The 21,777-nt window shown below is 27.9% G+C and carries 20 protein-coding genes and 1 riboswitch; of the genes, 7 read left to right on the forward strand and 13 right to left on the reverse strand.

Annotated features, from left to right (window positions below; translation table 11 throughout):
* Positions 1-174 precede the first annotated feature (174 nt).
* The 6 genes from ABUA17_RS15815 to ABUA17_RS15840 form a co-directional block, all read right to left on the reverse strand.
* Complete coding sequence (locus ABUA17_RS15815) at positions 175-501, reverse strand: CGGC domain-containing protein (protein WP_195951745.1); 327 nt, start codon at positions 499-501, stop codon at positions 175-177.
* Positions 502-556: 55 nt separating this feature from the next.
* Positions 557-1,312 (reverse strand): ABC transporter ATP-binding protein, encoded by a 756-nt coding sequence (locus tag ABUA17_RS15820; RefSeq protein ID WP_195951744.1) that lies wholly within the window; start codon positions 1,310-1,312, stop codon positions 557-559.
* On the reverse strand, positions 1,313-2,380 hold the full coding sequence (locus tag ABUA17_RS15825) for a FecCD family ABC transporter permease (RefSeq protein WP_243276097.1): 1,068 nt from the start codon (positions 2,378-2,380) through the stop codon (positions 1,313-1,315). It abuts the gene before it with no gap.
* Positions 2,364-3,380, reverse strand: a complete 1,017-nt coding sequence (locus ABUA17_RS15830) for an ABC transporter substrate-binding protein (protein WP_195951742.1) — start codon at positions 3,378-3,380, stop codon at positions 2,364-2,366. The genes ABUA17_RS15825 and ABUA17_RS15830 overlap by 17 nt, the downstream gene beginning before the upstream one ends.
* Positions 3,381-3,660: 280 nt before the next feature.
* Positions 3,661-3,866: riboswitch (cobalamin riboswitch) on the reverse strand.
* Between the two features lie 98 nt (positions 3,867-3,964).
* Positions 3,965-5,218: a sensor histidine kinase gene (locus tag ABUA17_RS15835; RefSeq protein WP_042402047.1), complete on the reverse strand. Its 1,254-nt coding sequence runs from the start codon at positions 5,216-5,218 to the stop codon at positions 3,965-3,967.
* Entirely contained in the window at positions 5,211-5,888 is a 678-nt protein-coding gene (locus tag ABUA17_RS15840; protein WP_042402049.1) for a response regulator transcription factor, read from the reverse strand. Before ABUA17_RS15840 ends, ABUA17_RS15835 begins: the two co-directional genes overlap by 8 nt.
* A 217-nt stretch (positions 5,889-6,105) precedes the next feature.
* On the opposite strand from ABUA17_RS15840, the gene ABUA17_RS15845 reads away from it, so the two are divergent.
* From ABUA17_RS15845 to ABUA17_RS15855, 3 genes are all read left to right on the forward strand, one after another.
* Positions 6,106-7,683: an ABC transporter permease gene (locus ABUA17_RS15845; protein ID WP_195951741.1), complete on the forward strand. Its 1,578-nt coding sequence runs from the start codon at positions 6,106-6,108 to the stop codon at positions 7,681-7,683.
* Positions 7,684-7,695: 12 nt separating this feature from the next.
* Positions 7,696-8,343 carry an ABC transporter ATP-binding protein gene (locus ABUA17_RS15850; RefSeq protein ID WP_195951740.1) on the forward strand — a complete coding sequence of 216 codons (648 nt, stop codon included), beginning with the start codon at positions 7,696-7,698 and terminating at the stop codon, positions 8,341-8,343.
* A 301-nt stretch (positions 8,344-8,644) separates the two neighbouring features.
* On the forward strand, positions 8,645-9,271 hold the full coding sequence (locus ABUA17_RS15855; protein ID WP_195951739.1) for a biliverdin-producing heme oxygenase: 627 nt from the start codon (positions 8,645-8,647) through the stop codon (positions 9,269-9,271).
* An 83-nt stretch (positions 9,272-9,354) separates the two neighbouring features.
* On the opposite strand, the gene ABUA17_RS15860 is transcribed toward ABUA17_RS15855, so the two are convergent.
* Both ABUA17_RS15860 and ABUA17_RS15865 read right to left on the reverse strand, forming a co-directional pair.
* Positions 9,355-10,164: an MBL fold metallo-hydrolase gene (locus tag ABUA17_RS15860; RefSeq protein WP_195951738.1), complete on the reverse strand. Its 810-nt coding sequence runs from the start codon at positions 10,162-10,164 to the stop codon at positions 9,355-9,357.
* 169 nt (positions 10,165-10,333) lie between these two features.
* The gene (locus tag ABUA17_RS15865) at positions 10,334-11,977 is read right to left on the reverse strand and encodes a potassium/proton antiporter (RefSeq protein ID WP_195951737.1); all 1,644 of its coding nucleotides are present in this window, start codon (positions 11,975-11,977) and stop codon (positions 10,334-10,336) included.
* A gap of 343 nt (positions 11,978-12,320) precedes the next feature.
* Here ABUA17_RS15865 and ABUA17_RS15870 point away from each other — a divergent pair, with 343 nt between their 5' ends.
* Positions 12,321-12,599, forward strand: a complete 279-nt coding sequence (locus ABUA17_RS15870; RefSeq protein ID WP_055277360.1) for a CD3324 family protein — start codon at positions 12,321-12,323, stop codon at positions 12,597-12,599.
* A 219-nt stretch (positions 12,600-12,818) separates the two neighbouring features.
* The gene (locus ABUA17_RS15875; RefSeq protein ID WP_042402070.1) at positions 12,819-13,472 is read left to right on the forward strand and encodes a FusB/FusC family EF-G-binding protein; all 654 of its coding nucleotides are present in this window, start codon (positions 12,819-12,821) and stop codon (positions 13,470-13,472) included.
* A gap of 117 nt (positions 13,473-13,589) precedes the next feature.
* Here the strand turns inward: ABUA17_RS15875 and ABUA17_RS15880 are convergent, their stop codons facing one another.
* The 5 genes from ABUA17_RS15880 to rbsK form a co-directional block, all read right to left on the reverse strand.
* Entirely contained in the window at positions 13,590-14,954 is a 1,365-nt protein-coding gene (locus tag ABUA17_RS15880; protein ID WP_055277362.1) for an MATE family efflux transporter, read from the reverse strand.
* Between the two features lie 169 nt (positions 14,955-15,123).
* Positions 15,124-15,462, reverse strand: coding sequence for a PqqD family peptide modification chaperone (locus ABUA17_RS15885; protein ID WP_195949549.1), 339 nt, complete (start codon positions 15,460-15,462; stop codon positions 15,124-15,126).
* A complete protein-coding gene (locus ABUA17_RS15890; RefSeq protein ID WP_195951736.1) occupies positions 15,452-17,377 on the reverse strand; it encodes an OPT family oligopeptide transporter in 1,926 nt (641 codons plus the stop codon). The genes ABUA17_RS15885 and ABUA17_RS15890 overlap by 11 nt, the downstream gene beginning before the upstream one ends.
* Positions 17,378-17,498: 121 nt before the next feature.
* Positions 17,499-18,938 (reverse strand): FAD-dependent oxidoreductase, encoded by a 1,440-nt coding sequence (locus ABUA17_RS15895; protein ID WP_042402082.1) that lies wholly within the window; start codon positions 18,936-18,938, stop codon positions 17,499-17,501.
* A 193-nt stretch (positions 18,939-19,131) separates the two neighbouring features.
* Complete coding sequence (gene rbsK, locus ABUA17_RS15900; protein WP_042402085.1) at positions 19,132-20,061, reverse strand: ribokinase; 930 nt, start codon at positions 20,059-20,061, stop codon at positions 19,132-19,134.
* Positions 20,062-20,260: 199 nt separating this feature from the next.
* On the opposite strand from rbsK, the gene ABUA17_RS15905 reads away from it, so the two are divergent.
* Both ABUA17_RS15905 and ABUA17_RS15910 read left to right on the forward strand, forming a co-directional pair.
* The gene (locus ABUA17_RS15905; RefSeq protein ID WP_042402088.1) at positions 20,261-20,680 is read left to right on the forward strand and encodes a hypothetical protein; all 420 of its coding nucleotides are present in this window, start codon (positions 20,261-20,263) and stop codon (positions 20,678-20,680) included.
* Positions 20,680-21,696, forward strand: coding sequence for a DNA/RNA non-specific endonuclease (locus tag ABUA17_RS15910; RefSeq protein ID WP_042402093.1), 1,017 nt, complete (start codon positions 20,680-20,682; stop codon positions 21,694-21,696). The genes ABUA17_RS15905 and ABUA17_RS15910 overlap by 1 nt, the downstream gene beginning before the upstream one ends.
* The last annotated feature ends 81 nt before the right edge of the window (positions 21,697-21,777 follow it).

Below are 21,777 nucleotides of genomic sequence, written 5' to 3' on the forward strand. Positions count from 1 at the left end.
AAGATTTTTTTTGTTAGCATGAAAAATATTTTACCATAAATCCTAGGCTTATAGAGTCTGGGATTTATTTTTTTTTTTGCAAAAGGGGCCTCGCACTAATTATTTAGTGCGACAGCCCCATTTATATTATTTATTCTAAAGCTTATTCCTCATATTACTTTATCAATATTTAATTTATTTATGAGTTTCTTTAACTACATTAAACCCTTCCTTTATCAATACTTTTTCATGCTTACTATAATCATCACATTCTACTTCTATACATCGTGCTATATGTATAGTATCAACTCCTGAATTCTTTAACTGTTTAATCTTATGTTTCCAGTTCTCATCTTCATATATTGTTTCTTTACACCCTATACAATTAAAAAAACTCATTAGTATATAATTTTTTTCTTTATATATAGAGAAGGAATCAATATTTTTATAATATGCTCTAAAACATCCTGTTCCAGTACATTTATTAATTAACTTTCTACAAGACATAATTGCTATTCCCATCGTTACCTCCATTTATCATAGATTATATAAATTTTATCAAAAAGATATTATTCATCTAACTGATATAAGAAATATGAACCATGCCTTGATTTACAATAACATCTGCATCTACTTCATAAACATCCTTTATAAGCTTCTTTGTAAGCACTTCATTTGTCTTACCAAATTTAACAATTTTACCGTCCTTCAAAACATATATTTTATCACAATACATTGCTGCAATATTTAAATCATGAATAGCTGCAATAACTTCTATATTTAGGCTTTTAACTATTCTCATAAGCTGCAATTGATATTTTATATCTAAATGATTTGTTGGTTCATCTAATATCAAACACTTAGGCTTTTGTGCTAATGCTCTTGCAAGTATTACTCTTTGTTGTTCCCCACCTGATAAACTTTGAAAGCTTCTATCTTTAAACTCTAGCATATCAACCTTTTCTAAAGCATCATTTACTATGTCATAATCTTCTTTATTATCTCGCTCCATAAACTTCTTATAAGGTGCTCTTCCCATTAAAACAATTTCTTTAACAGTAAAATCAAAATTATAATTATTATGTTGAGATAATACAGATAGTTTTTTAGAGCTTTCTTTTATAGATATATTTTTCATATCAATACCATCTAACTTTATTACACCTTCACTTGGTTTTAATATTCTATATATACACTTTAAAAGAGTAGATTTTCCACTTCCATTAGGTCCAATTATTCCCACAAACTCCTTATTATCTACCTCTATATTAATGCCTTTTAATATATTATTTTTCTCTAAAGTAACATTTATATTTTCAGTTTTTATATTCATTTACTTACTACCACCAAACCCATAATTCTTTTTAATCATAAGCCATACAAATAAAGGTGAACCTATTATCGATATAACTATTCCTATTGGTATTTCAGTACCTTTTATTAATGCTCTAGAAAGTACATCTGCCCATATTAAAATTATAGCTCCTAATAAAGCTGATATTGGTATTATCTTCTTATGATCAGTTCCAAAAATCATTCTTACTATATGAGGAATTATAAGACCTACAAATCCAATCATTCCAGATACATAAACTAATAGTCCAATCATCAAAGAAGTGATTACTAAATATATAATCCTAAATTTATGCAAATCAGTACCTAGTGTAATTGATACTTCATCTCCTAATAACATTAAGTTTAAAGTCCTATATTGAGTCATAAAAAATATTACTCCTAAAATTATAATAGGCATTATAATCACTATTTCATTCCACTTTGCTCCAGCCAAACTTCCCATTAACCAAAATGTTATAGTCTTTAATTTTTGTGAATCATCTGATATATAAACCAAAAAACTTGAAAAAGAACTACAAACAGAACTTAATGCCATTCCTGCTAAAAGCAGTTTTATAGAGTTACTTCTTCCCCCTATATTAGATATAATCAAAACTAATATAGAAACTCCAAAGGCTCCTATGAACCCCATAATTCCAAGTGAGTTGCTTCCAAATGAACTTCCTATACCTAATACTACTGCAAGTGTTGCTCCTAAAGAAGCCCCAGAAGAAACTCCTAATATATATGGATCTGCTAATGGATTTTTAACTATTGCTTGCATTACAATACCAACTACTGATAATCCTACTCCAACGGCTATAGCTAACACTATTCTTGGCATTCTTATAAGCCATACTACATCTGCCACAGCACCTGTCCCAATAGATGAATCTCCAATATTCAATAATTTATATAGTATAACTTGATAAACCTCTTTTATACTAATATCAACAGATCCAATTGTAACAGCAAAGCCTATTGATAAAAAAAGTATAACTAATAGTATGACAGAAGCCCCTATATATATAGGAACTTCTTTAAAAAACTTATTTCTCATTTTCATATAATCCATTTGCAAAAGTATTTATACCATCTATAGTTCTTATTCCACTAGAATACATATCACCTAATGGTATAGAATAAACTCTTTTGTTTTTAACTGCTGAAAGGCTTGCAAATGCTGGATTTTCTAATATCTTGTTTATTTCTTCAACTGGAACATTTTCATTTCCTCTATCCATGTAAGAAACAAAAATACAATCTGGATTTAATTTAATTAAATCTTCTGCCCCTATATTTCCACCCTCTGGATTTAAAAGTTCTGCTCCTAATTTTGTTACCATATCTCCAGCTAAAGTTTTAGAACCATATGTGTATATTTCATCATCATAAAACTCTATTACCATAGCACTTTGCTTTTCTTCATTACTTACTTTTGAAGAAACCTCACTTACAGTTGATGTAATCTCATCTACTAAAGCTTGAGCTTTTTCTTCTACATTAAAAATCTTTCCTAAATTTAATATATCATTTATTTCATTTTCTATAGTTCTTTCTGATACTACACCACTATTTAATGACATATACGTATTTACACCATTTTCATTCCAATAGTAAATATCCCCTAATCTTTTATCATCAAATATAGAATACCAACTTAATATAAAATCTGGTTTTTCCATTATTATTGTTTCTTTTGATGGAGTAAAATCCTCTAAATAATTTACTTTACTAAAAGCATCTTTATACTCATCTTTAACGTCATGATCTAAACCTGCTGCTGCAACTATTTTATCTTCTAATCCTAAAGCTAACAAAGTTTCTATAGAATTTTGATAAATAGCTACTACTCTTTCCGGTGCCTTATCAAAAGTTATCTCAACAGGCTCTTTTAAATAATTATAAGTTGTTATTGTTACTGGATAATGTGAGTCATTATTTTCTTGAGATTGTACATTAGAATTTTCATTGGATGATAATTGCTTACTTGTCCCACAAGAAACAAGTCCTACGATAAGCATTACGCTTAATAGAAGTGTTGTTAGTTTTTTTAATTTTTTCATTTTTTTCTCCCTTTATCTATTTATATTTTGCTATTTTAATATAAAGATATAAGGATACTCTTTAATCTCATTCTCATATATAGAATAAGCCTACGGTGTATAACCTCAACTTTCCAAATCTGAATTTATACTGTAAAAACTAAATTACATATTTAATAATTCACTTTTGGAGTTTCAGTTAAGTTCGATTAATTAAATTACATATTTCCCCTATAGATGAAACTTAAAATCTTACGATTTGATATTTAATTTTATTAATATCACTCTTTTACCGAAGAGTATCGATATTATAATACTGGCAAGTCTCCTGACTTAAAGATCATCATACTAATTCACCTTCTCAAACATAATTTATGTTCAATGGCATATTGAATTACTACTCCCTAATTACAGTAGCGGCACTGTGTAGGATTTTCACCTAACTTCCTTTTTAATAAAAATAGATTATTAAGAAAACTATTTTTAACCAATATTACTTATTATCATTATATTTAACAACTTACTCAGTATATCTAACTATAGAAAGTTTGTCTATATTTTACTGGAAAATTACTGGACTTATTATAATTTCAGTAATCTTAATATTATAATTTAACTTCAAACTCTATCATTTTATCATCAATATTCATAACCTTAATCTTTCCTTTATGCCTATCAATAATCGCTTGAGCAATTGCAAGACCTAAACCATAACTACCATTTCTAGTTCTAGCTTTATCAACTCTATAAAAACGATCGAATAACCTATTTAATTCAATGTTACTTACATCTTTATAAGAATTTCTTACGCTCATAACAATATGTTTTTCTTTTTTCAATCTAACATAAATATTACCATTTTCATCACAATACTTAACTGCATTGTCTAATAATATTGATATCAACTTACGAAATTCAGATTCATCTCCCTTCATACTTATATCTGAATCAATATCTATATGTAATTTCTTTTTATTCTTCTTACATAAGCCTTCAAAAGCCATAGTAGTGTCATAAACTGCATCACTAAAATTAAATTCCTTGTAAATAATAGTTTGCTTCTCTTCATCCATCTTTGTTAACACAACTAAATTATTTACTAAATCACGCATTCTTTCTGCTTGCTTTTCTATTCCTTCAATCCACTCATCATTTCCATATGTGATTTCTAAAATTTCTGAATTTGCTGAAATAATAGTAAGTGGTGTTTTTAACTCATGACTTGCATCAGTAATAAATTGCTTTTGCTTTTCATAACTTTCTGCAATTGGCTTAATCGCTCTTTTAGAAAACAACGCTATTATAAATAAAACTATTAAATAGCTAATAGTTGATACTAATATAGATGTAGTAAATATAGACCAATTTGATTGTTTTGCCATTGATCCATCTAATATTACTAACATATAACCATCATTACTTTCACTTAATTTATACTTATATTCATTAATCCACCCACTTAACTTATTCTTTTTTAATATTTTTTCCGTATACTCTTTAATTTCATCATCTGAAATAGCCGAAATTTTATCTGAATAAATATTAATTATTTGCTTATTAACATCTAGGTCTATAACACAAAACCTTGTTGTAAAAGCAATCTCTCTATTTCCACTATACTTTCCTCCCCAAAAATTATGGTTTGTCATGGTATCACTTAATTCTTTTTTAGGAATAAATCCTTTATCAGTAATTGATAATCTACCGCCATTTTCGATTATTATATTTAATATATGATTTAAATTCTTTTCACTTTTAAAAATATATATCACATTAATTGAAGTCATTAAAATTGCAATTACACCCAATAAGGCCATTGCAGTGACCATTATAAACTTTTTTCTAAGCTTTTTAATCATCTTTAGCCCCCATACAATATCCAACTCCACGTATTGCATGTATTTCAATAGGCGCTTGTATTGTCGCAAATTTTTTACGTAAATTAGATATATATACCCATACTATACTTACTTCCACCTCAGAATCCCAGCCCCAAATCTTATCCATAAATTGATCTGTAGGTATTACTTGGCCTGGCATCTTCATAAGCATTTCAAGCATTTGAAACTCTCTACTAGCTAATCTCACATATTTATCGTTATATCCTAGTTCATAAGTTGCTTTATTTAATGTTACAGATTTAAACTCTAATATATCGGGTTGAAACTCCCCCTTTCTTCTAAGCATTGCCCTTAATCTAGCCAGAAGCTCTGATATAGCAAAAGGCTTTGCTAAATAATCATCTGCTCCTGCATCTAATCCAGCTACTCTGTCATCTACTTCAGCTTTTGCTGTTAATAACAATATAGGTGTTGATATTCTTTCACTTCTTAACTTAGTTAATACTTCTATTCCATCTAACTCTGGCATCATAATGTCTAAAATTATACCATCATAGTTATCTGAAACAGCATATTCATATGCTTCTTTCCCATTAAAAACTGAATCTACACTATAATTATTTTTTTCTAATATCATAACTAAAGCTTTTGATATATCCCTATCATCTTCTGCAATTAAAAGTCTCATATTTATCTCCTTTTTTTTATTTAAATATATTTTACTTTTTATATAACTCTTTTATATAACTCTTTAATATCTCCTTATTAATTTAAATATACCATTTCTAACTTAATCTAACCTTAAAGTAAACTTCACATATTATTCACTTATGCATTTAGTTTCAATTTAGTTTGAATTTATATACTTTATGTGAAGTAAAAAAACATCTATAGGAGGAAATTAAATGTATATAATAAAAAATGCTTTTAAAAGTATTGCTAGAAACAAAGCCCGTAACATTTTAATTGGTGTTATAGTTCTTGTCATTGCAACTGCTTCTTGTGTCGCATTATCTATTAGACAGGCTGCTGAAACAGCTAAAGAAGATACATTAGATTCTTTAACAATTACAGCACAAATATCTTATGATCGTTCTAAAGCTATGTCTAATATGCAAGCTTCAGGACAAGGTGGTAAGGGTAACTTTGATATTTCAAGTTTAGCTGGTACAACATTATCTCTTGAGGATTATTTAAACTATGCTGAAGCTGAAAATGAAGGTGATTCTTATTATTACACTATCACTGCATCATTAAATGCAAATGATGATTTATTACCCTATGGTTCGACCACATCTGAAGATGAAGATGAATCTACAACAACTCAACCTTATACTGGTTTAGATCAAGGAACTAGTACCATGAGGGGATCTGGAAATAAATTCTCATTTATGGTTCAAGGTGATTTCTCTATTACTGGATACTCTTCATATGATGCTATGATTTCTTTATTTGGAGAGGATGGAACTTACTCTATTTCAGATGGTCAAATGTTTGATGAAGAATCTAGTGATTTAGTTTGTGTTATCAGTGACGAATTAGCTATGTATAATGAATTGCTTGTAGGAGATACAATTACACTAGTAAATCCAAATAACGAAGATGAAACTTATAGTTTAACTATTTCAGGTATATATACAAATAGTGCATCTTCAGAAGGTAACCAAACTTTTGCTATGTCAGATCCAGCAAATAATATTTATATGAGTTACAATGCATTAAATTCTATAATTACTTCATCTAAAGCTATTGAAAATGCTGAAACTAACGACAGTGTTAATGAAACATCTACGGCATTAACTAGTCAATTAAACTTTACTTATACTTTTGCAAACTCTGATAATTATTACAACTTTGCTGAAAAAATTTATGATTATGGACTAAGTACTGATTATATTATTTCATCTACTGATCTTTCAGCTTACGAAAACAGTTTAACACCTCTAAATACATTAAGTACTATGGCTGGTTGGTTCTTTTTAATAGTACTTGCTATTGGTGGAATTATCCTTGTTGTATTTAACATTTTTAACCTACGCGAAAGAAAATATGAGATTGGAGTTCTTACTGCAATAGGAATGAAAAAACATAAAGTTGCTACACAATTTATTACTGAATTATTTGCAGTAACTTTAATTGCTATAGTAATTGGTACATCTATAGATAGTGCCATATCTGTTCCAGTTACAAATTCATTACTTGCAAATCAAATTGAAAGTGCTGAAGCTTCTTTTAATGCTATAAATGAAAACTTTGGATTCTCAAAAGACACTAATGTTAATGTAGGATCAAATAAAATGCCAGGATCTAGGCCAGGTACTACATCAATATCTTATATTGACTCTATATCTAGCGCAACAAACTTAACAGTTGTTCTTCAATTAATAGCTGTTGGTATTTTGCTTACTATTATCTCTGGTTTGGCTGCATTAATTTCAATTATGAGATATGAACCATTGAAAATTTTATCAAGCAGATCTTAGGAGGATAATACAATGAGTATTTTAAAATTAGAAAATATATGCTATCAATATGATGGTAATAAAAAACAGGTTTTAAAAGATATAAACTTTGAATTTGAAAAAGGAAAAATATATGCAATTGTAGGTCAATCTGGTGCTGGTAAAACTACTCTTTTATCAATTCTTTCTAGCCTTGCTAAACCAACTAGTGGCAAGATATATCTAAATGGTGAAGATATTAATAAAATTGATAAATATAAATTTCGTAGCAATCATGTTGGTGTAGTATTCCAAAGCTTTAATTTACTTACTCATTTAACTGCTCTTGAAAATGTAGTTTTATCTATGAACATTTCTGGAAAGAAATTTGATAATAAAAAGGAAACTGCCATAGAAATGTTAAAAAAGGTTGGATTAAATGAAGAAGAAGCTAATCGTAGAGTATTAAAATTATCTGGTGGTCAACAGCAACGTGTAGCTATTGCTCGTGCATTATCTTATGATCCTCAAATAATTTTAGCTGATGAACCAACAGGAAATCTTGATGGAAAAACACAAGATGAAATTATGGATATATTCCATATGTTATCTAAAGAAGGAAAGTGCATAATATTAGTAACTCACTCTCCTGCTGTTGCAAAATCTGCTGATACAGTATACAAATTAACAAGAAATTTATAAAAAGTTACAAATATTAAATTAAAAGTTATTACTAATAAATCAAACTTATAAAAGAAATTATATAATTTCACAATTTTTAAACTAACAAAAAACATATTAAAAGCCGGACTCCCTTCTGGCTTTTTTTTACTTTCACTTATTGTATTCATAATGAAATATTATGAAATATTAAGAAAACCAAAGCAATTCATACTATTTTACTAAGATTTAAAACTTTTCTCAGCATTACGTTACTCGATAATCATTATCTTTTTGATATATATTATCATTAAATAATTTTTATAAATATGAGGTGATAAAAATGAAATTTATGATGGATATAAGAGAAAAAACATCTTTATTACATAGTGCTGCTGAAAATACAGGATATATCAAAAAGCTAGTGGATGGAACAGCTTCCGTAGATGGATATGCTGAATATATTTACAATTTAGAAAAAATGTATAAAGCTATTGAAAGTGCATTAGATAAAAATGAAAATAACGCTGTTGTAAAGCCTTTTGTAACAAAAGAATTATATCGTTCTGAGCTTATAAGAAAAGATTTAAACTTCTTATTAGGAGATAAATTAAATTCTATGAAATTATTAGCTTCTACCGAAGCTTGTGTTGCAAAAATTGAAGAATTATCTGAGACTAAACCAGAGCTAGTCGTTGCATATGCTTATACTAGATTCTTAGCTGATTTATTTGGAGGAAGAACATTCCTTTCATTATTAAGTACAAACTATAAAATATCTAATGAAGGATTAAACTACTATCAATTCCCTGAGATAAATGATTTAAGAGGATATGTTATGAAATATCATAATATGTTAGCTGATATTAATTTATCTGATGAAATGAAAGTAAATTTTATAAATGAAGTAAATAATGCATATATTTACAATCTTGCAATCTCAAATGAATTAGATGCAAAATTAAAATAAGCCCTTTCTAACTCATAGTTATTATGACTTAAAATATAAACATAAAAAATGATGCTCAAATAATGAGCCTCATTTTTTATTTATTACTTAAGTTCTATTCTTTCTAAATCATATGGAACAAATACTTGTCCATCATAAACTGTTTTTGCTTCTTCACTATAAAGTCTTTTACGTTCTCGAAGTCTCTTATCTTCAGTATGATATAAAATTAAATTTTCTACATTAAGTTCTTTTGCAAGTTTTCCAGCTTCAATAGGTGTACTATGATTTTTTTCATAAGGCTTAAATATCTCTCTATCTTCATATAAACAAAAAGCTTCTGAAAGTAACCAATCACAATTTTCAACATACCTCTTAGAAATTTCCTTATAAGGCTCATCACCAAGACAAACTAATTTTTTTTCATTTGGAAGAATTGCTTTAAATCCAAATTGTTTATCTTTAGTAGATTCAATATCAAAAAATTCTATATTCATTCCTATTGCATCTATTTTATCTCCATGACACACTTCATTGATATTTATTCCATTACCAATATATTTTAATAGTTTTTTAGTTAACATCATATTACTTAGGGTATTTAAAATATTAACAACTTCATTATGCCCAAAAATATTAAATTCACCTTCATATTTTCCCTCATTCATTAATGCAGCATATTTTCTTATTATCCATATTGCTCCAATTATATGATCTGTATGCCCATGAGTAATAAACATCCCCTTAATATTTTTATAATTAATTTCTGCTTTTTCTAACTGTGATAATATGCCATTTCCTCCACCTGCATCTATTAGAAAATATTCCTCTTCTCTTCTTAAAGCAAAACAAGTGTTGTAACATTTCGTCACCATTGCAGATCCTGTTCCTAACATAATTAATTCCATATTCATATTATACTCCTTATCTTGTAATAATTTACTTATATATATATTACATAAATATGCAATAAATAAAAAGTTAAATCTTTATCATAATATATTTACTTCCACAGCTCTTAATTATTAATTAACATAAAAATTCACCATAAATAAAAAATATTACGGTGAATTTTTTTATAACCTATACACTTAATAATTCTTCTACTTCCTTCATATTATTTGATGTCACAACTAATATATCATCTGGTAGAATGATTGTATTTCCATTAGGAACCAATACTTCTCCCTTTCTTTTTATCATAACTATAAGAACATCATCTGGAATATCAGCATCTTTTATAGATTTATTTATTAAACTACTCTTTTTTTCAACTGAAAACTCCGTTAGTGTTGTACTCTTTTCTTCACGATATTCATTAAAATGTTTAAGCTTATTTCCTGATAAAACTAATATATCTCCTGGTAAAATTTCTGTGGAACCATTTGGTACAAATACATCCCCATTCCTTTTTATCATAACCACAAGAATATCTTCTGGTATATTAGCATCCATTATAGTTTTATTTGCAATAATATTATGCTCATCAATTGTAAATTCAACTAAACTTGTACTTTTATCCTCTTTGTAATCATTAAAAGTCTTAAATACAGACTCTTCATTATCTATTAAGTCTAGTTTTTTAGCTAATTTAGGAGTAATTGTTCCTTGAACAATCACAGAAAATAGAGCTATAAAAAATATTATATGAAAAATATCATTATTCATTGACACTCCATATGTCTCCGCAAATATTGCAAAAACTATAGATGCTGCTCCTCTTATCCCTACCCATGCTATAAATATCTGTTGTTTTATTGGTATCTTAAACCAAAATAATATACTAAATATAGCTACTGGTCTTGCTACTAAAATCATAAATATCGATATTAATATTCCTTTTCCAATTACTAATGGTATCTTAGATGGGAATGCTAATAATCCCAACAAGAAGAATAACATAATTTGCATAAGCCATGAGATTCCATCCAAAAACTGAAATATACTTTTTTTATGTGGTATCTTAGCATTTCCTATGATTATTCCAGTAATATAAACACATAAATATCCATTTCCGCCTAAATATTCACTTAATGAATAAGCTAGTACTGCTATGGCAGTCATAAAAATAGGATAAAATCCTTCTATTTCAAACTTAAAATGTCTCAATAAATAAATAGATAATTTAGCTAAAACCACCGCTACCATCCCGCCAAGTAAAATTTGACTTAATACCATAATAAATATATTTCCATTATTACTATTAGACATTATTCCTAATACAATTGTTGTAAGCATATATGCACAAGGATCATTGCTACCACTTTCTAACTCCAACATGGATGCAATTGATCCCTTAAGATTTAATCTTTGAGATCTTAAAATAGCAAATACTGATGCTGCATCCGTCGATCCAACTATTGAACCTATAAGTAACCCCTCTAATAATGTTGTTTTAAATACTAAAAAGCAAAACACTCCTGTTAATCCAGCTGTAAAAACAACTCCTAATGTTGATAAAAGAATTGATGGTATCGCAACAGGTTTAGCCATACTCCAATTAGTTCCAAATCCTCCAAAAAACATAATGAATATCAACGCTACAGTAGCTATTTTATTAGTTAATTGATAATCATTAAAATATATTCCTACAATTCCATCTGATCCAAATAGCATTCCTAACATTATAAATATTAAAAGAATCGGTACCCCGAACTTATATAATATTTTGGTGGAAGTTATACTTATTAGTAATACCAACCCACAAATAATCATTATATTTATCATATATTACCCCCTTTATAAAATTTTATATAATACTCTCTTTTTATACTATTCATATACTTCTTTACTTGAATCCAAAAATATTAAATTTCTAATTATAAAATTTTTTATATGAATATGATATAATTTAAATATTATAGGAGGTGTTTTTAATGAAAGTATATTATGATACATTCATTTTTAAACCTGCTTGCTCCTTGCAAAGACTACACAAAGGTCAGCTATGCTTTGTTTGGAGCCTAAGCAGTTATTAAAATAGCTGAGACATTATTTTAGGTTCTGTAACACATAGCCTTTAGTATTCTTTGCTTTATATTTTAATTATTTAAAATTAAGGAGTAAGGAAATGAAATATATTAAAGCAACAGATGTGTTACCTGTAGAAATTCTTGAGATTATCCAAGAGTATATAGATGGAGAATATATTTATATCCCAAGAAAGTGCGAAAATCATAAATCCTGGGGAGAAAAAAGTGGTATAAAAGATAGTCTTGAGATAAGAAATAAGGAAATATATAGAAAATATCTTAAAGGCAATACCATAGATGAGTTAACTAAAGAATATTTTTTGTCAGAAAAAAGTATTAGAAGAATTATAAATAAACAAAAACAATTATGCTCATAATTAATACAGAAGCATTTATTAGATTGAATACTTGTTTTAAAGTATGCTATTCTTTCATTGTTATATTTCAATGAATGTTTTAGTAATTGAAATTAAGATGATTATTTTACCTTCATTAATATGTACAAATAATCATCTTTTTATTTGTTAGTTAATAATAAAATTATAGTCAATACTACATAGTATAAATTTGATTTTCTAAAAATGAGGTGTATTTTTATGGATACTTTTATAAAAAAACAAGAATATAATTATATAAAAAACTGCTTATTTGATTTAAATAATGCTTTTAGAAACTGTATTGATCCTAATATCGTTGAAACTACTAAAATTTGTACTCAAGATAAAATTTTATCATTTTTTAGTAATTTATCAGAAGAACAAAAAGAAATCCTTAATATAAGTAAAGTAACTGATCCTTTGGATATATCTACTTACTTAAAGGATTTAAATCAATATGTATATGGAATGCCTACTATTACAGGTTCTGAAATTAATAAAGTATTTAAAAAGGAAAAGAAGCTTAAACTTCCTGATTTAAGTATACAAGACTCAAAACTAGTATATTTAGGTTGGATTGATGAATCGACTAGAAAACTTCTTATAACTTATAATATGGATGGTAAACTATTAGGAATGGCTTGTAGGCTTACTTCTTCAAAAAGAAATAGTACTAATATCTGCACTCTTTGTAACCATATAGGCTCTGAAAGTGAAGTTGCATTTGTTTCTCCAATTTGTAAACCCCAAAGCCAAGATGACTATAAATCCCTAGGTTTTTATGTATGTTTAAATAGTTTAGAATGTAATGAAAGAATCACTTCTACTGAAAAGCTTGAACAACTTATAAAGGCTGTTAATAGAATAAAGTAATTATTTTCTTCTACCTAGATATTTATTTATCTTAATAATATGTAATATTACTAATGTCAAATTAAAAGGAGTATCAAAAAATACTCCTTTAAACATTTCACTAATACCAAATACCTCTTATGCAATATTAATTTCTTTATTTACTTTAAATTTCTTAATATAAGGATTTCTATAAAACGCATATATAAGTTGTGCAGTCATAAAACACCAAATAATTGGCTCACAAAGTATAACCCCTAAGTATCCCATACTTGGAATAACTAATATAACAAATATAATCTTTCCAAAGAATTCAATAATACTAGATACTAATGGAACAACTTTCTTACCTAATCCTTGTAATGAATATCTCAAATTAAATAATATTCCTAATACTCCATAAAAAGGTGCATTTATTCTTAAATACCTTGCACCATTACTTATAACTATATTCTCACTAGAACCAGATAATAATTTAACTAACATAGGCGCTGCAAAAAATAAAACTCCTGTTATTATAACTCCCCATGCAATAGCTATTAAATTAGAATAATATACTGACTTTCTAATTCTATCCCCTTGATCCGCACCTTTATTTTGAGAAACAAATGTAGAAACTGAATGCGCTACCGCTACTATTGGCATAATGCAAAAGCTATTAAGCTTTCTGGCAGCAGTATGTCCAGCAATAGTTAAATACCCAAGTCCATTTATAGCACTTTGTAAAATAACAGTTCCTGTAGATACAATTGCCATCATAAATCCCATAGAAAGGCCTTGTCCTAACAGTTCTCTATATAGCTCCTTTCCAACAGCAAAATGTTTCTTCTTTGGAATAAGGATTTTACTTTTTGAATATATATATGAAATACATAATACAACAGAAATACCTTGAGATATAATTGTTGCAACTGCTGCTCCTTTAATTCCCATATTAAATTGTGTAATAAATAATATATCCAATCCTATGTTTAATAAAGATGATATTACAAGAAATACTAATGGCATAAAGCTATTTCCTATAGCTCTTAATAAACCTGCACATAAGTTATATGCAAACATAACTCCTACAAATAATGTAATTGTTGAAATATAAGAATATGATTCCTCTATTATGTTTGATGGTGTATTTAGTAATCTTAATAATGGCATTAAAAATAATTGAGAAATAACCATAATTATTACAGTGATAAAAAATCCTATAACAATTGATCCTGCCACTGATTTTCTTAGTAGTTTAGTGTCATTTGCTCCATAACTTCTTGCTGCTACCATACTTAGTCCATTACCTATACCTAATGCAAAACCAATTAATAATTCATATACTGCAGAGCTTGCCCCTATTGCAGCTAATGATGTATCTCCTAAAAAATTTCCTACAATCATTATATCTACAGTATTATATAATTGTTGAAATAAATTTGAAATGAATAATGGTATTGCAAAAATTATTAATGATTTAAGAATTTTCCCTTTTAATAAATCTACATTTGTATTTAACATCTCACATACCCCTATAGTATTTTTCTTACCTTTAAGTATACAACTTGTAGCTTACTCTAAGTCAATAGTTTTTACCATAAATTGAATATTTTTTACATATTCCCACTAAAAAATGGCAAGCTTTTAAATAGCTTACCATCTTAATATTCTTCCTATACAGGGTAGCATCTTATTTTTCAATATATTTACAATTTATATAAATATGATTGATAAAAATAAGTAATCTTTCATATAGTGGTTCTACTTTATCACCAAATCTTTTTACTAAATCTTCACCTATTTGTTTCACAGTTTTATTTCCATCAATATCAAGAAATACTGCACTGCTAATTTCATCAAACTCTATTTCTTTATATAAAGGAATCCTGAACTTTAACTTTCTAAAAAAACTTTGAATTCTATGGTCTTGTTTTTCAAAAATTGTAACTCTTCCATTATCATCAATTTTATATTCTACATTATCACAAATTCTAAATTTTAAATTTAAAACATCTTCATTATCCTTCATTTTTCTTCACCTTTGACATCATAATTGGAATTGTAGTAGCTATAACTAGAATAATTAATAATATTATTCCCATCATATTACTAGCTACAAATCCTGCCGGTGTTCTAGGTTTTATAACTCCTGTTACTTGTAATATAATTCCTACTAATCCAATAATAGAACCACCAGCAACAAGTCCTGAAGATAAACTTATTCCATTTGAAACTTTAACCTCTTTTTCCTCATCACTTTTGCTCATTTTTTCAACAAATACGCGTATTAATGCTCCAACTAATATTATTGTTGTTGTTGATATTGGTAAATAAAAACCTATTGCTATAGTCATTATTGGCAAATCTAATAAAAATAAAACTAATGCCATAACGACTCCAACTATAATCATAGGCCAAGGTAAATTTCCTAACATTATTCCTGAAGTTAATGTAGCCATTAAATTTGCTTGTGGTAATGCAAATGGTGCATCTGCACCTGTGACAGCTAATTGACTAGATAATAACATTATTGTTCCTGTAGTAATAATAACTCCAATTATGCTAGCTATTGCAAAGCAATTTTGCATTTCCTTTTTACTTCCGCCAATTACATATGTAACTTTTTGAGATTGACTATAACCACCTGCTACTGATATCGCAACAACCATAAATGCCGCAAATAGTAATAATGATTTATTATCAGCTTGCCCTGTCCAGCCCATTATAACAAATACTAATGTTAATATTACTAATGAAGCTATTGTCATTCCTGATACAGGAAGATTTGATGTACCTATTGTTCCTGTTAAACGTCCTGCAACTATTACAAATAATAAAGATAATATTAATGAAACAATAGCTGCAACTACGGCCATTAAAATACTATTAGAAATAAAAAATCCTGCTACAAATGCAATTACAATACCAACTAAAAGTATTATCATTTCCCCAGAGCTCTTTTCTCCACTACCTTCATTACTTGATCTAGCCTTTAATGTTTCTTTTATAGATACAACTATTGTGGGTATAAGTTTTAAAGCACCTATTATACCTCCACAAAGCATCATTCCTGCTCCTATATATTTAACATAGCTTCCTGTTATAGCATTCACATCCATTTGATTGATAAGTACTGTAGTATCATTCCATGTTTTAGCATTCATTTCTGCCATATCAGTAAAATAACCTATTAAAGGTGCAATACCAAAATTAGATAATAATGATCCTGCAAACATAGTTAATGATACTTCTAATCCAACTATAAACCCTATTCCAAGTAAAAGTGGATTTACTTCTATAGAAAACTTCCATTTATAAAATTTACTTCCTACATAAGTAATAGTGTTATTAATTAAATTCAAAAATGATCCTGTTAAAACATTTATGATACCGCTAATTCCAAATCCGATTCCCATAAACTTAATAGCATCTCCGCCACCTTCTGATGCTACTAATGTTTCAGATATAGCCATTGATTCTGGATACATAAGCTTTCCATGTTCTTCAACTATCAAATAATTATATACTAATGATAATGCTCCTATCCCAAATAAGGCACCACCTATCCCTACACTTATTCCCTCTAAAAAAGTTACATTACTTCCTATTAAAATAATTGCAGGTAATACATAAATCATTCCACTTGCTATTGATTCACCGCCACTTGACATACCTTGTGTTATATTCTTTCCAAGTATTCCTTTATCCTTAGCAAATACTCCAATAAACATTGAACCAATTATTGCCCCTGGAATCCCTGCAGCTACTGTTAGCCCTGATTTCATTCCTGAATATGCAGTAGATGCTGCAAATATAGTTGCTAATATTATTCCAATTATTATTACAGCAATATTAGTTCCACTTTTTGATTTATCTCTTATATATGGAACATAGTCTCTTCCATGTACCCCACCATAGGCCTGTTTAGATAATTTGTTTTTCATATATAATCTCCTTCCTTTGTTTTATTACTGCAATATAGTTAGTATATGCATTTTATTTTTTTACATAATTGGAGATTATATTTTTTTATCTTTAATATTTTCTATATAGCTACCTTTATTCTTAATCCTCTACAATATCTTTATTTGCAGGTCCCTCTATTAACTTTCCTTTATAATCAAATCTTGAACCATGGCAAGGACAATCCCATGTTAATTCATCTGCATTCCAATGAAGTTGACATCCTAGATGTGCACATTTTGTTGATACAATAAATTCTTTTCCATCTTTATTTTTATATACTCCAACCTTTTCACCATTATACTCAACAATTCCAGCATGCCCATTCTTAATATGCTCTATTTCACTACTTGGAATATATATTTTTTGTGCTATAAAATTCTTAGCTGTTTCAACCATGTCATTAGCAATATTATTAATGGATAATGATAAATCAAACCTTTTTGGTGAAAATATTTCTGAAAAATCATTTTCATTTCCTAATATAAAATCTGAAATTATCATGGCTGATACCATAGCACTTGTCATTCCCCATTTATTAAATCCAGTAGCTACGTATATATTAGGTGTACTATCAGAGTATCTTCCTATATATGGTATACCATCAATTGTAATACAATCTTGTGCTGACCAGTGATACTTTTCATTTGAATTTGGATATATTTCTTTTGCAAATTTTCTTAATGCATCATAACATCCTCCATTTTCATTTTCACCAGTTCTTTGACTTATTCCACCTAATAGTAGTAACCCTTTATAATTTCTAAATGAATATCCTTGTTTTTCATAATCTATATACATTCCATCAATACTATCTGCATTTTCTAAAGCTATAACGTAAGATCTTTCTTGATGCATCTTCATAAAATAATATCCTGGAGCATTCATTATTGGATAATGAGTAGCTACCACTATATGATTTGCTTCTATATCTCCTTTATCAGTATGCACTAAGTTTTCATCTATTTTTATAGCTCTAGTATTTTCATATATAACTAAATCTTTTGAAATATCTTTTAAAAATTTTAATGGATTAAATTGTGCTTGGTTATTAAACTTAATAGCCCCTTTAACTTCTAATGGAAGATTAATTTTTTCTACGAATTCTGCATCTATTCCTAATTTTTTAGCTGCTTCTACTTCTTCTTTTATTTTATCGATTTCATTTAAGGAATAAATATATGCATCAACTTCTTCAAAATCACATTTTATTTTTCTTTCATCTATAATTTCTTTATACTTCTTTATAGCTAATTCATTAGCTCTTGCATACTGCTTAGCTTTTTCTTCTCCAAATTCTTTTATCAACTTATCATAAATCAAATCATGTTGTGATGTTATCTTTGCTGTAGTACATTTTGTATTTCCACTTGCAGTTTCAGACTTATCTATTAATACTACTTCTTTACCACTTTGCTTTAATAAATAACCTGTTAATATTCCTGCTATTCCAGCTCCAATAACTAATATATCAGTTTTTATATTGCCTTTTAAATCTTCTCTTTTATCAAATTTGCAGTTCTCTTCCCATATTGATTTCATAAAATCACCTCCTTTATATTGTTTCACTCTTCTTATTCTATATGCAGATACATTTTCTTATTTTAAAACAATATTTCTCTACCATTATTCCCCTTTTATATAACTTATATTAACGAATACTCAATACTTATAGTTTCGCCGCTACTCATATTTTTGATCTTAATTTTCTTCTTTTTAACTTTCCCTTAACTAATTAATAATCTCCATAAACTTCTTTTACTTCTTTTAAATAAGGAATTGAAGGCTGAGCACCTTTTCTTTGAACTGCTATAGATGATACCTTATTTCCAAAACTCACTGCATCTATTAAATTTTCTTTATTAATATTTTTAAAATCTAATTTTGAACTTACTCCCCCAATAAAACTATCCCCTGCTGCGGTTGTATCTATAGCATTCACCTTATATGCTGGCACTATCTCACAAAAATCTTTTCCTATCACAGCTGCCCCTTTAGAACCTAAAGTAATTACTACAAACTTTACTCCTTTTTCTAAAAATACCTTTCCTGCTTCATTAGCTTCATCTAAATTATTAACAGTAACACCAGTGAGAACTTCTGCTTCAGTTTCATTTGGCACTATAATATCTGTAACTTTTAAAAGCTCATCATTTATTTTCTTTGCTGGAGCTGGATTCAATATCGTTACTTTTCCTAACTCTTTAGCTTTTTTAAATACTTTTAATGTCATTTCTTCAGCTGTTTCAAATTGAGCTATAACTATATCAGCCTCTTTAATCTTTTGTATAGAAGTATCTATTTCTTCTTCATTAATTGCCATATTTGATCCTGATACAACTACTATTGAATTATTTCCACTTTCATTAACCATAATAAAAGCCATTCCTGTTGCTTCCTTTTCATCTTCAAAAACACATTCTGTACTAATCTTATCCTCTTCTAACTTACTCTTAAGAATCTTACCATTTTCATCTTTTCCTATTTTGGCTATCATAGAAACTTCTGCTCCACATCTCCTAGCTGCAATAGCTTGATTAGCTCCTTTTCCACCTGCAATCTTTTCAAATGATTTTGATAGGATTGTTTCTCCAATCCTTGGTATCTCATTAACTTTTACTACTAAATCCATATTAATACTTCCAAGCACACATACTTTATTCATAAATTTTCCTCCTTAATTTGCACCACTAAACTTTATTATGCTAATTTAATTTTATGATATTACTTATGTAACTCTCCTTCAATTAAATTTTATTTTTATAACTCACTCCAAAATGTTCCTTTTGATATATCATATATTTTATAACTATACTACTAAATTTTTGATATAATATTACAAGAAATAATATAAGGAGGAAACTATGAATATAATTGTTTGTTTAGATGATAAAAATGGAATGATGTTCAATAAAAGAAGACAAAGCCAAGATAAACTTCTTAGATCTGATATAAAAGAATTAGTTAAATCCAAAATTCTTTACATGAATAACTATTCTTACAAACTATATAAAGATATAGATGATGGAAATATTAAAGTTTATGAAGACTTTTTAAATGAATGCAATGAAAATGACTTCTGTTTAGTTGAAGATAAATCATTATATAAGTATATTGATAAAATTAATACTATAGTTATCTATAACTGGAACCGAATTTATCCTACTGACTTACATTTTGATATTGATTTAAATAATAACTCATGGGAGTTAATGAATGAATCTGAATTTGAAGGATCATCCCATGAAAAAATAACAAAAAAAATTTATAGGAGAATACACTAATGAAAAAATTACTTAAATTTAAAAACTCATTAATTATGATGCTAGGAGTCTTACTGTGCTTAAGTGGACTTATTAGTTGTTCTATAACTATTGATCTTTCTACAGACAATAATGGACAAGTAATCGAAAATTCTAATGATACAAATTCATCTACCCAAAATACAACTGCTGATAGTAGTAATATCACTATTGATAATATTCCAGCATATTCTGGTGACGATTATATTATTTTAAATAATAATATACCTAATTTTTCTGAATCAGATTTAACGACTACCTCATTTGAAGAATATGCTCCTTTAGATGATTTAGGTAGATGTGGAGTTGCATATTCAAATATAGGAACTGATATAATGCCAACAGAAAAAAGAGAATCTATTAGTTCTGTTAAACCAAGCGGATGGCACTCTGTAAAATATGATATTGTTGAAGGAAAGTACCTTTATAACAGATCTCACTTAATTGGATATCAATTAACTGCTGAAAATGCAAATGACAGAAATTTAATTACTGGAACAAGATACTTTAATGCTACTTTAATGCTTCCATACGAAAACATGGTTGCCGACTATATTAAAGAAACAAATAATCATGTTTTATACAGAGTAACTCCAGTATTCGAAGGCAATAATCTTGTTGCTACTGGTGTTCAAATGGAAGCAAAATCTGTTGAAGATAATGGAGAAGGTATTGAATTTAATGTGTTTGTATATAATGTACAACCTGGTATTACAATAGATTACGCTACTGGCGATAGTGCTCTTAGTGGCGAAGAAATAACTAATACTAGTTCTTCAAGTAACTCAAACAATACTTCAAATAATTCTTCAAACACAACTTCTTCTAACAATACTACATCTACCGAAGAAATAATAATAAGAGGAAATTCTAAATCAAAAATATATCATTGCCCTGGTCAAAGGGATTATGAAAATATGGCTGATTCTGATTACTTAGTTAATTTTAATAGCGAAGAAGAAGCTATATCTGCTGGATATAGAAAAGCTTCAAGATAAATTTAAAGGGGCTGTCGCACTAAATAATTAGTGCGAGGCCCCTTTTGCAAAAAAAAATAAATCCCAGACTCTATAAGCCTA

Origin of the sequence: Clostridium sp. RTP31139st1_H3_RTP31139_211217 (assembly GCF_040227035.1) — a bacterium.
GTDB classification, from domain to species: Bacteria; Bacillota; Clostridia; order Clostridiales; family Clostridiaceae; genus Clostridium; species Clostridium saudiense.

Bases quoted from the DNA above. Each gene is read 5' to 3' on its own strand.
- ABUA17_RS15840 (WP_042402049.1), bottom strand. From the start codon at position 5,888: ATGAGACTTTTAATTGCAGAAGATGATAGGGATATATCAAAAGCTTTA.
- ABUA17_RS15850 (WP_195951740.1), top strand. From the start codon at position 7,696: ATGAGTATTTTAAAATTAGAAAATATATGCTATCAATATGATGGTAAT.
- ABUA17_RS15910 (WP_042402093.1), top strand. From the start codon at position 20,680: ATGAAAAAATTACTTAAATTTAAAAACTCATTAATTATGATGCTAGGA.
- ABUA17_RS15830 (WP_195951742.1), bottom strand. From the start codon at position 3,380: ATGAAAAAATTAAAAAAACTAACAACACTTCTATTAAGCGTAATGCTT.
- ABUA17_RS15835 (WP_042402047.1), bottom strand. From the start codon at position 5,218: ATGATTAAAAAGCTTAGAAAAAAGTTTATAATGGTCACTGCAATGGCC.
- ABUA17_RS15885 (WP_195949549.1), bottom strand. From the start codon at position 15,462: ATGAAGGATAATGAAGATGTTTTAAATTTAAAATTTAGAATTTGTGAT.
- ABUA17_RS15860 (WP_195951738.1), bottom strand. From the start codon at position 10,164: ATGAATATGGAATTAATTATGTTAGGAACAGGATCTGCAATGGTGACG.
- ABUA17_RS15870 (WP_055277360.1), top strand. From the start codon at position 12,321: ATGAAATATATTAAAGCAACAGATGTGTTACCTGTAGAAATTCTTGAG.
- ABUA17_RS15820 (WP_195951744.1), bottom strand. From the start codon at position 1,312: ATGAATATAAAAACTGAAAATATAAATGTTACTTTAGAGAAAAATAAT.
- ABUA17_RS15825 (WP_243276097.1), bottom strand. From the start codon at position 2,380: ATGAAAATGAGAAATAAGTTTTTTAAAGAAGTTCCTATATATATAGGG.
- ABUA17_RS15845 (WP_195951741.1), top strand. From the start codon at position 6,106: ATGTATATAATAAAAAATGCTTTTAAAAGTATTGCTAGAAACAAAGCC.
- ABUA17_RS15905 (WP_042402088.1), top strand. From the start codon at position 20,261: ATGAATATAATTGTTTGTTTAGATGATAAAAATGGAATGATGTTCAAT.
- ABUA17_RS15895 (WP_042402082.1), bottom strand. From the start codon at position 18,938: ATGAAATCAATATGGGAAGAGAACTGCAAATTTGATAAAAGAGAAGAT.
- ABUA17_RS15890 (WP_195951736.1), bottom strand. From the start codon at position 17,377: ATGAAAAACAAATTATCTAAACAGGCCTATGGTGGGGTACATGGAAGA.
- ABUA17_RS15880 (WP_055277362.1), bottom strand. From the start codon at position 14,954: ATGTTAAATACAAATGTAGATTTATTAAAAGGGAAAATTCTTAAATCA.
- ABUA17_RS15865 (WP_195951737.1), bottom strand. From the start codon at position 11,977: ATGATAAATATAATGATTATTTGTGGGTTGGTATTACTAATAAGTATA.
- ABUA17_RS15875 (WP_042402070.1), top strand. From the start codon at position 12,819: ATGGATACTTTTATAAAAAAACAAGAATATAATTATATAAAAAACTGC.
- ABUA17_RS15815 (WP_195951745.1), bottom strand. From the start codon at position 501: ATGGGAATAGCAATTATGTCTTGTAGAAAGTTAATTAATAAATGTACT.
- rbsK (WP_042402085.1), bottom strand. From the start codon at position 20,061: ATGAATAAAGTATGTGTGCTTGGAAGTATTAATATGGATTTAGTAGTA.
- ABUA17_RS15855 (WP_195951739.1), top strand. From the start codon at position 8,645: ATGAAATTTATGATGGATATAAGAGAAAAAACATCTTTATTACATAGT.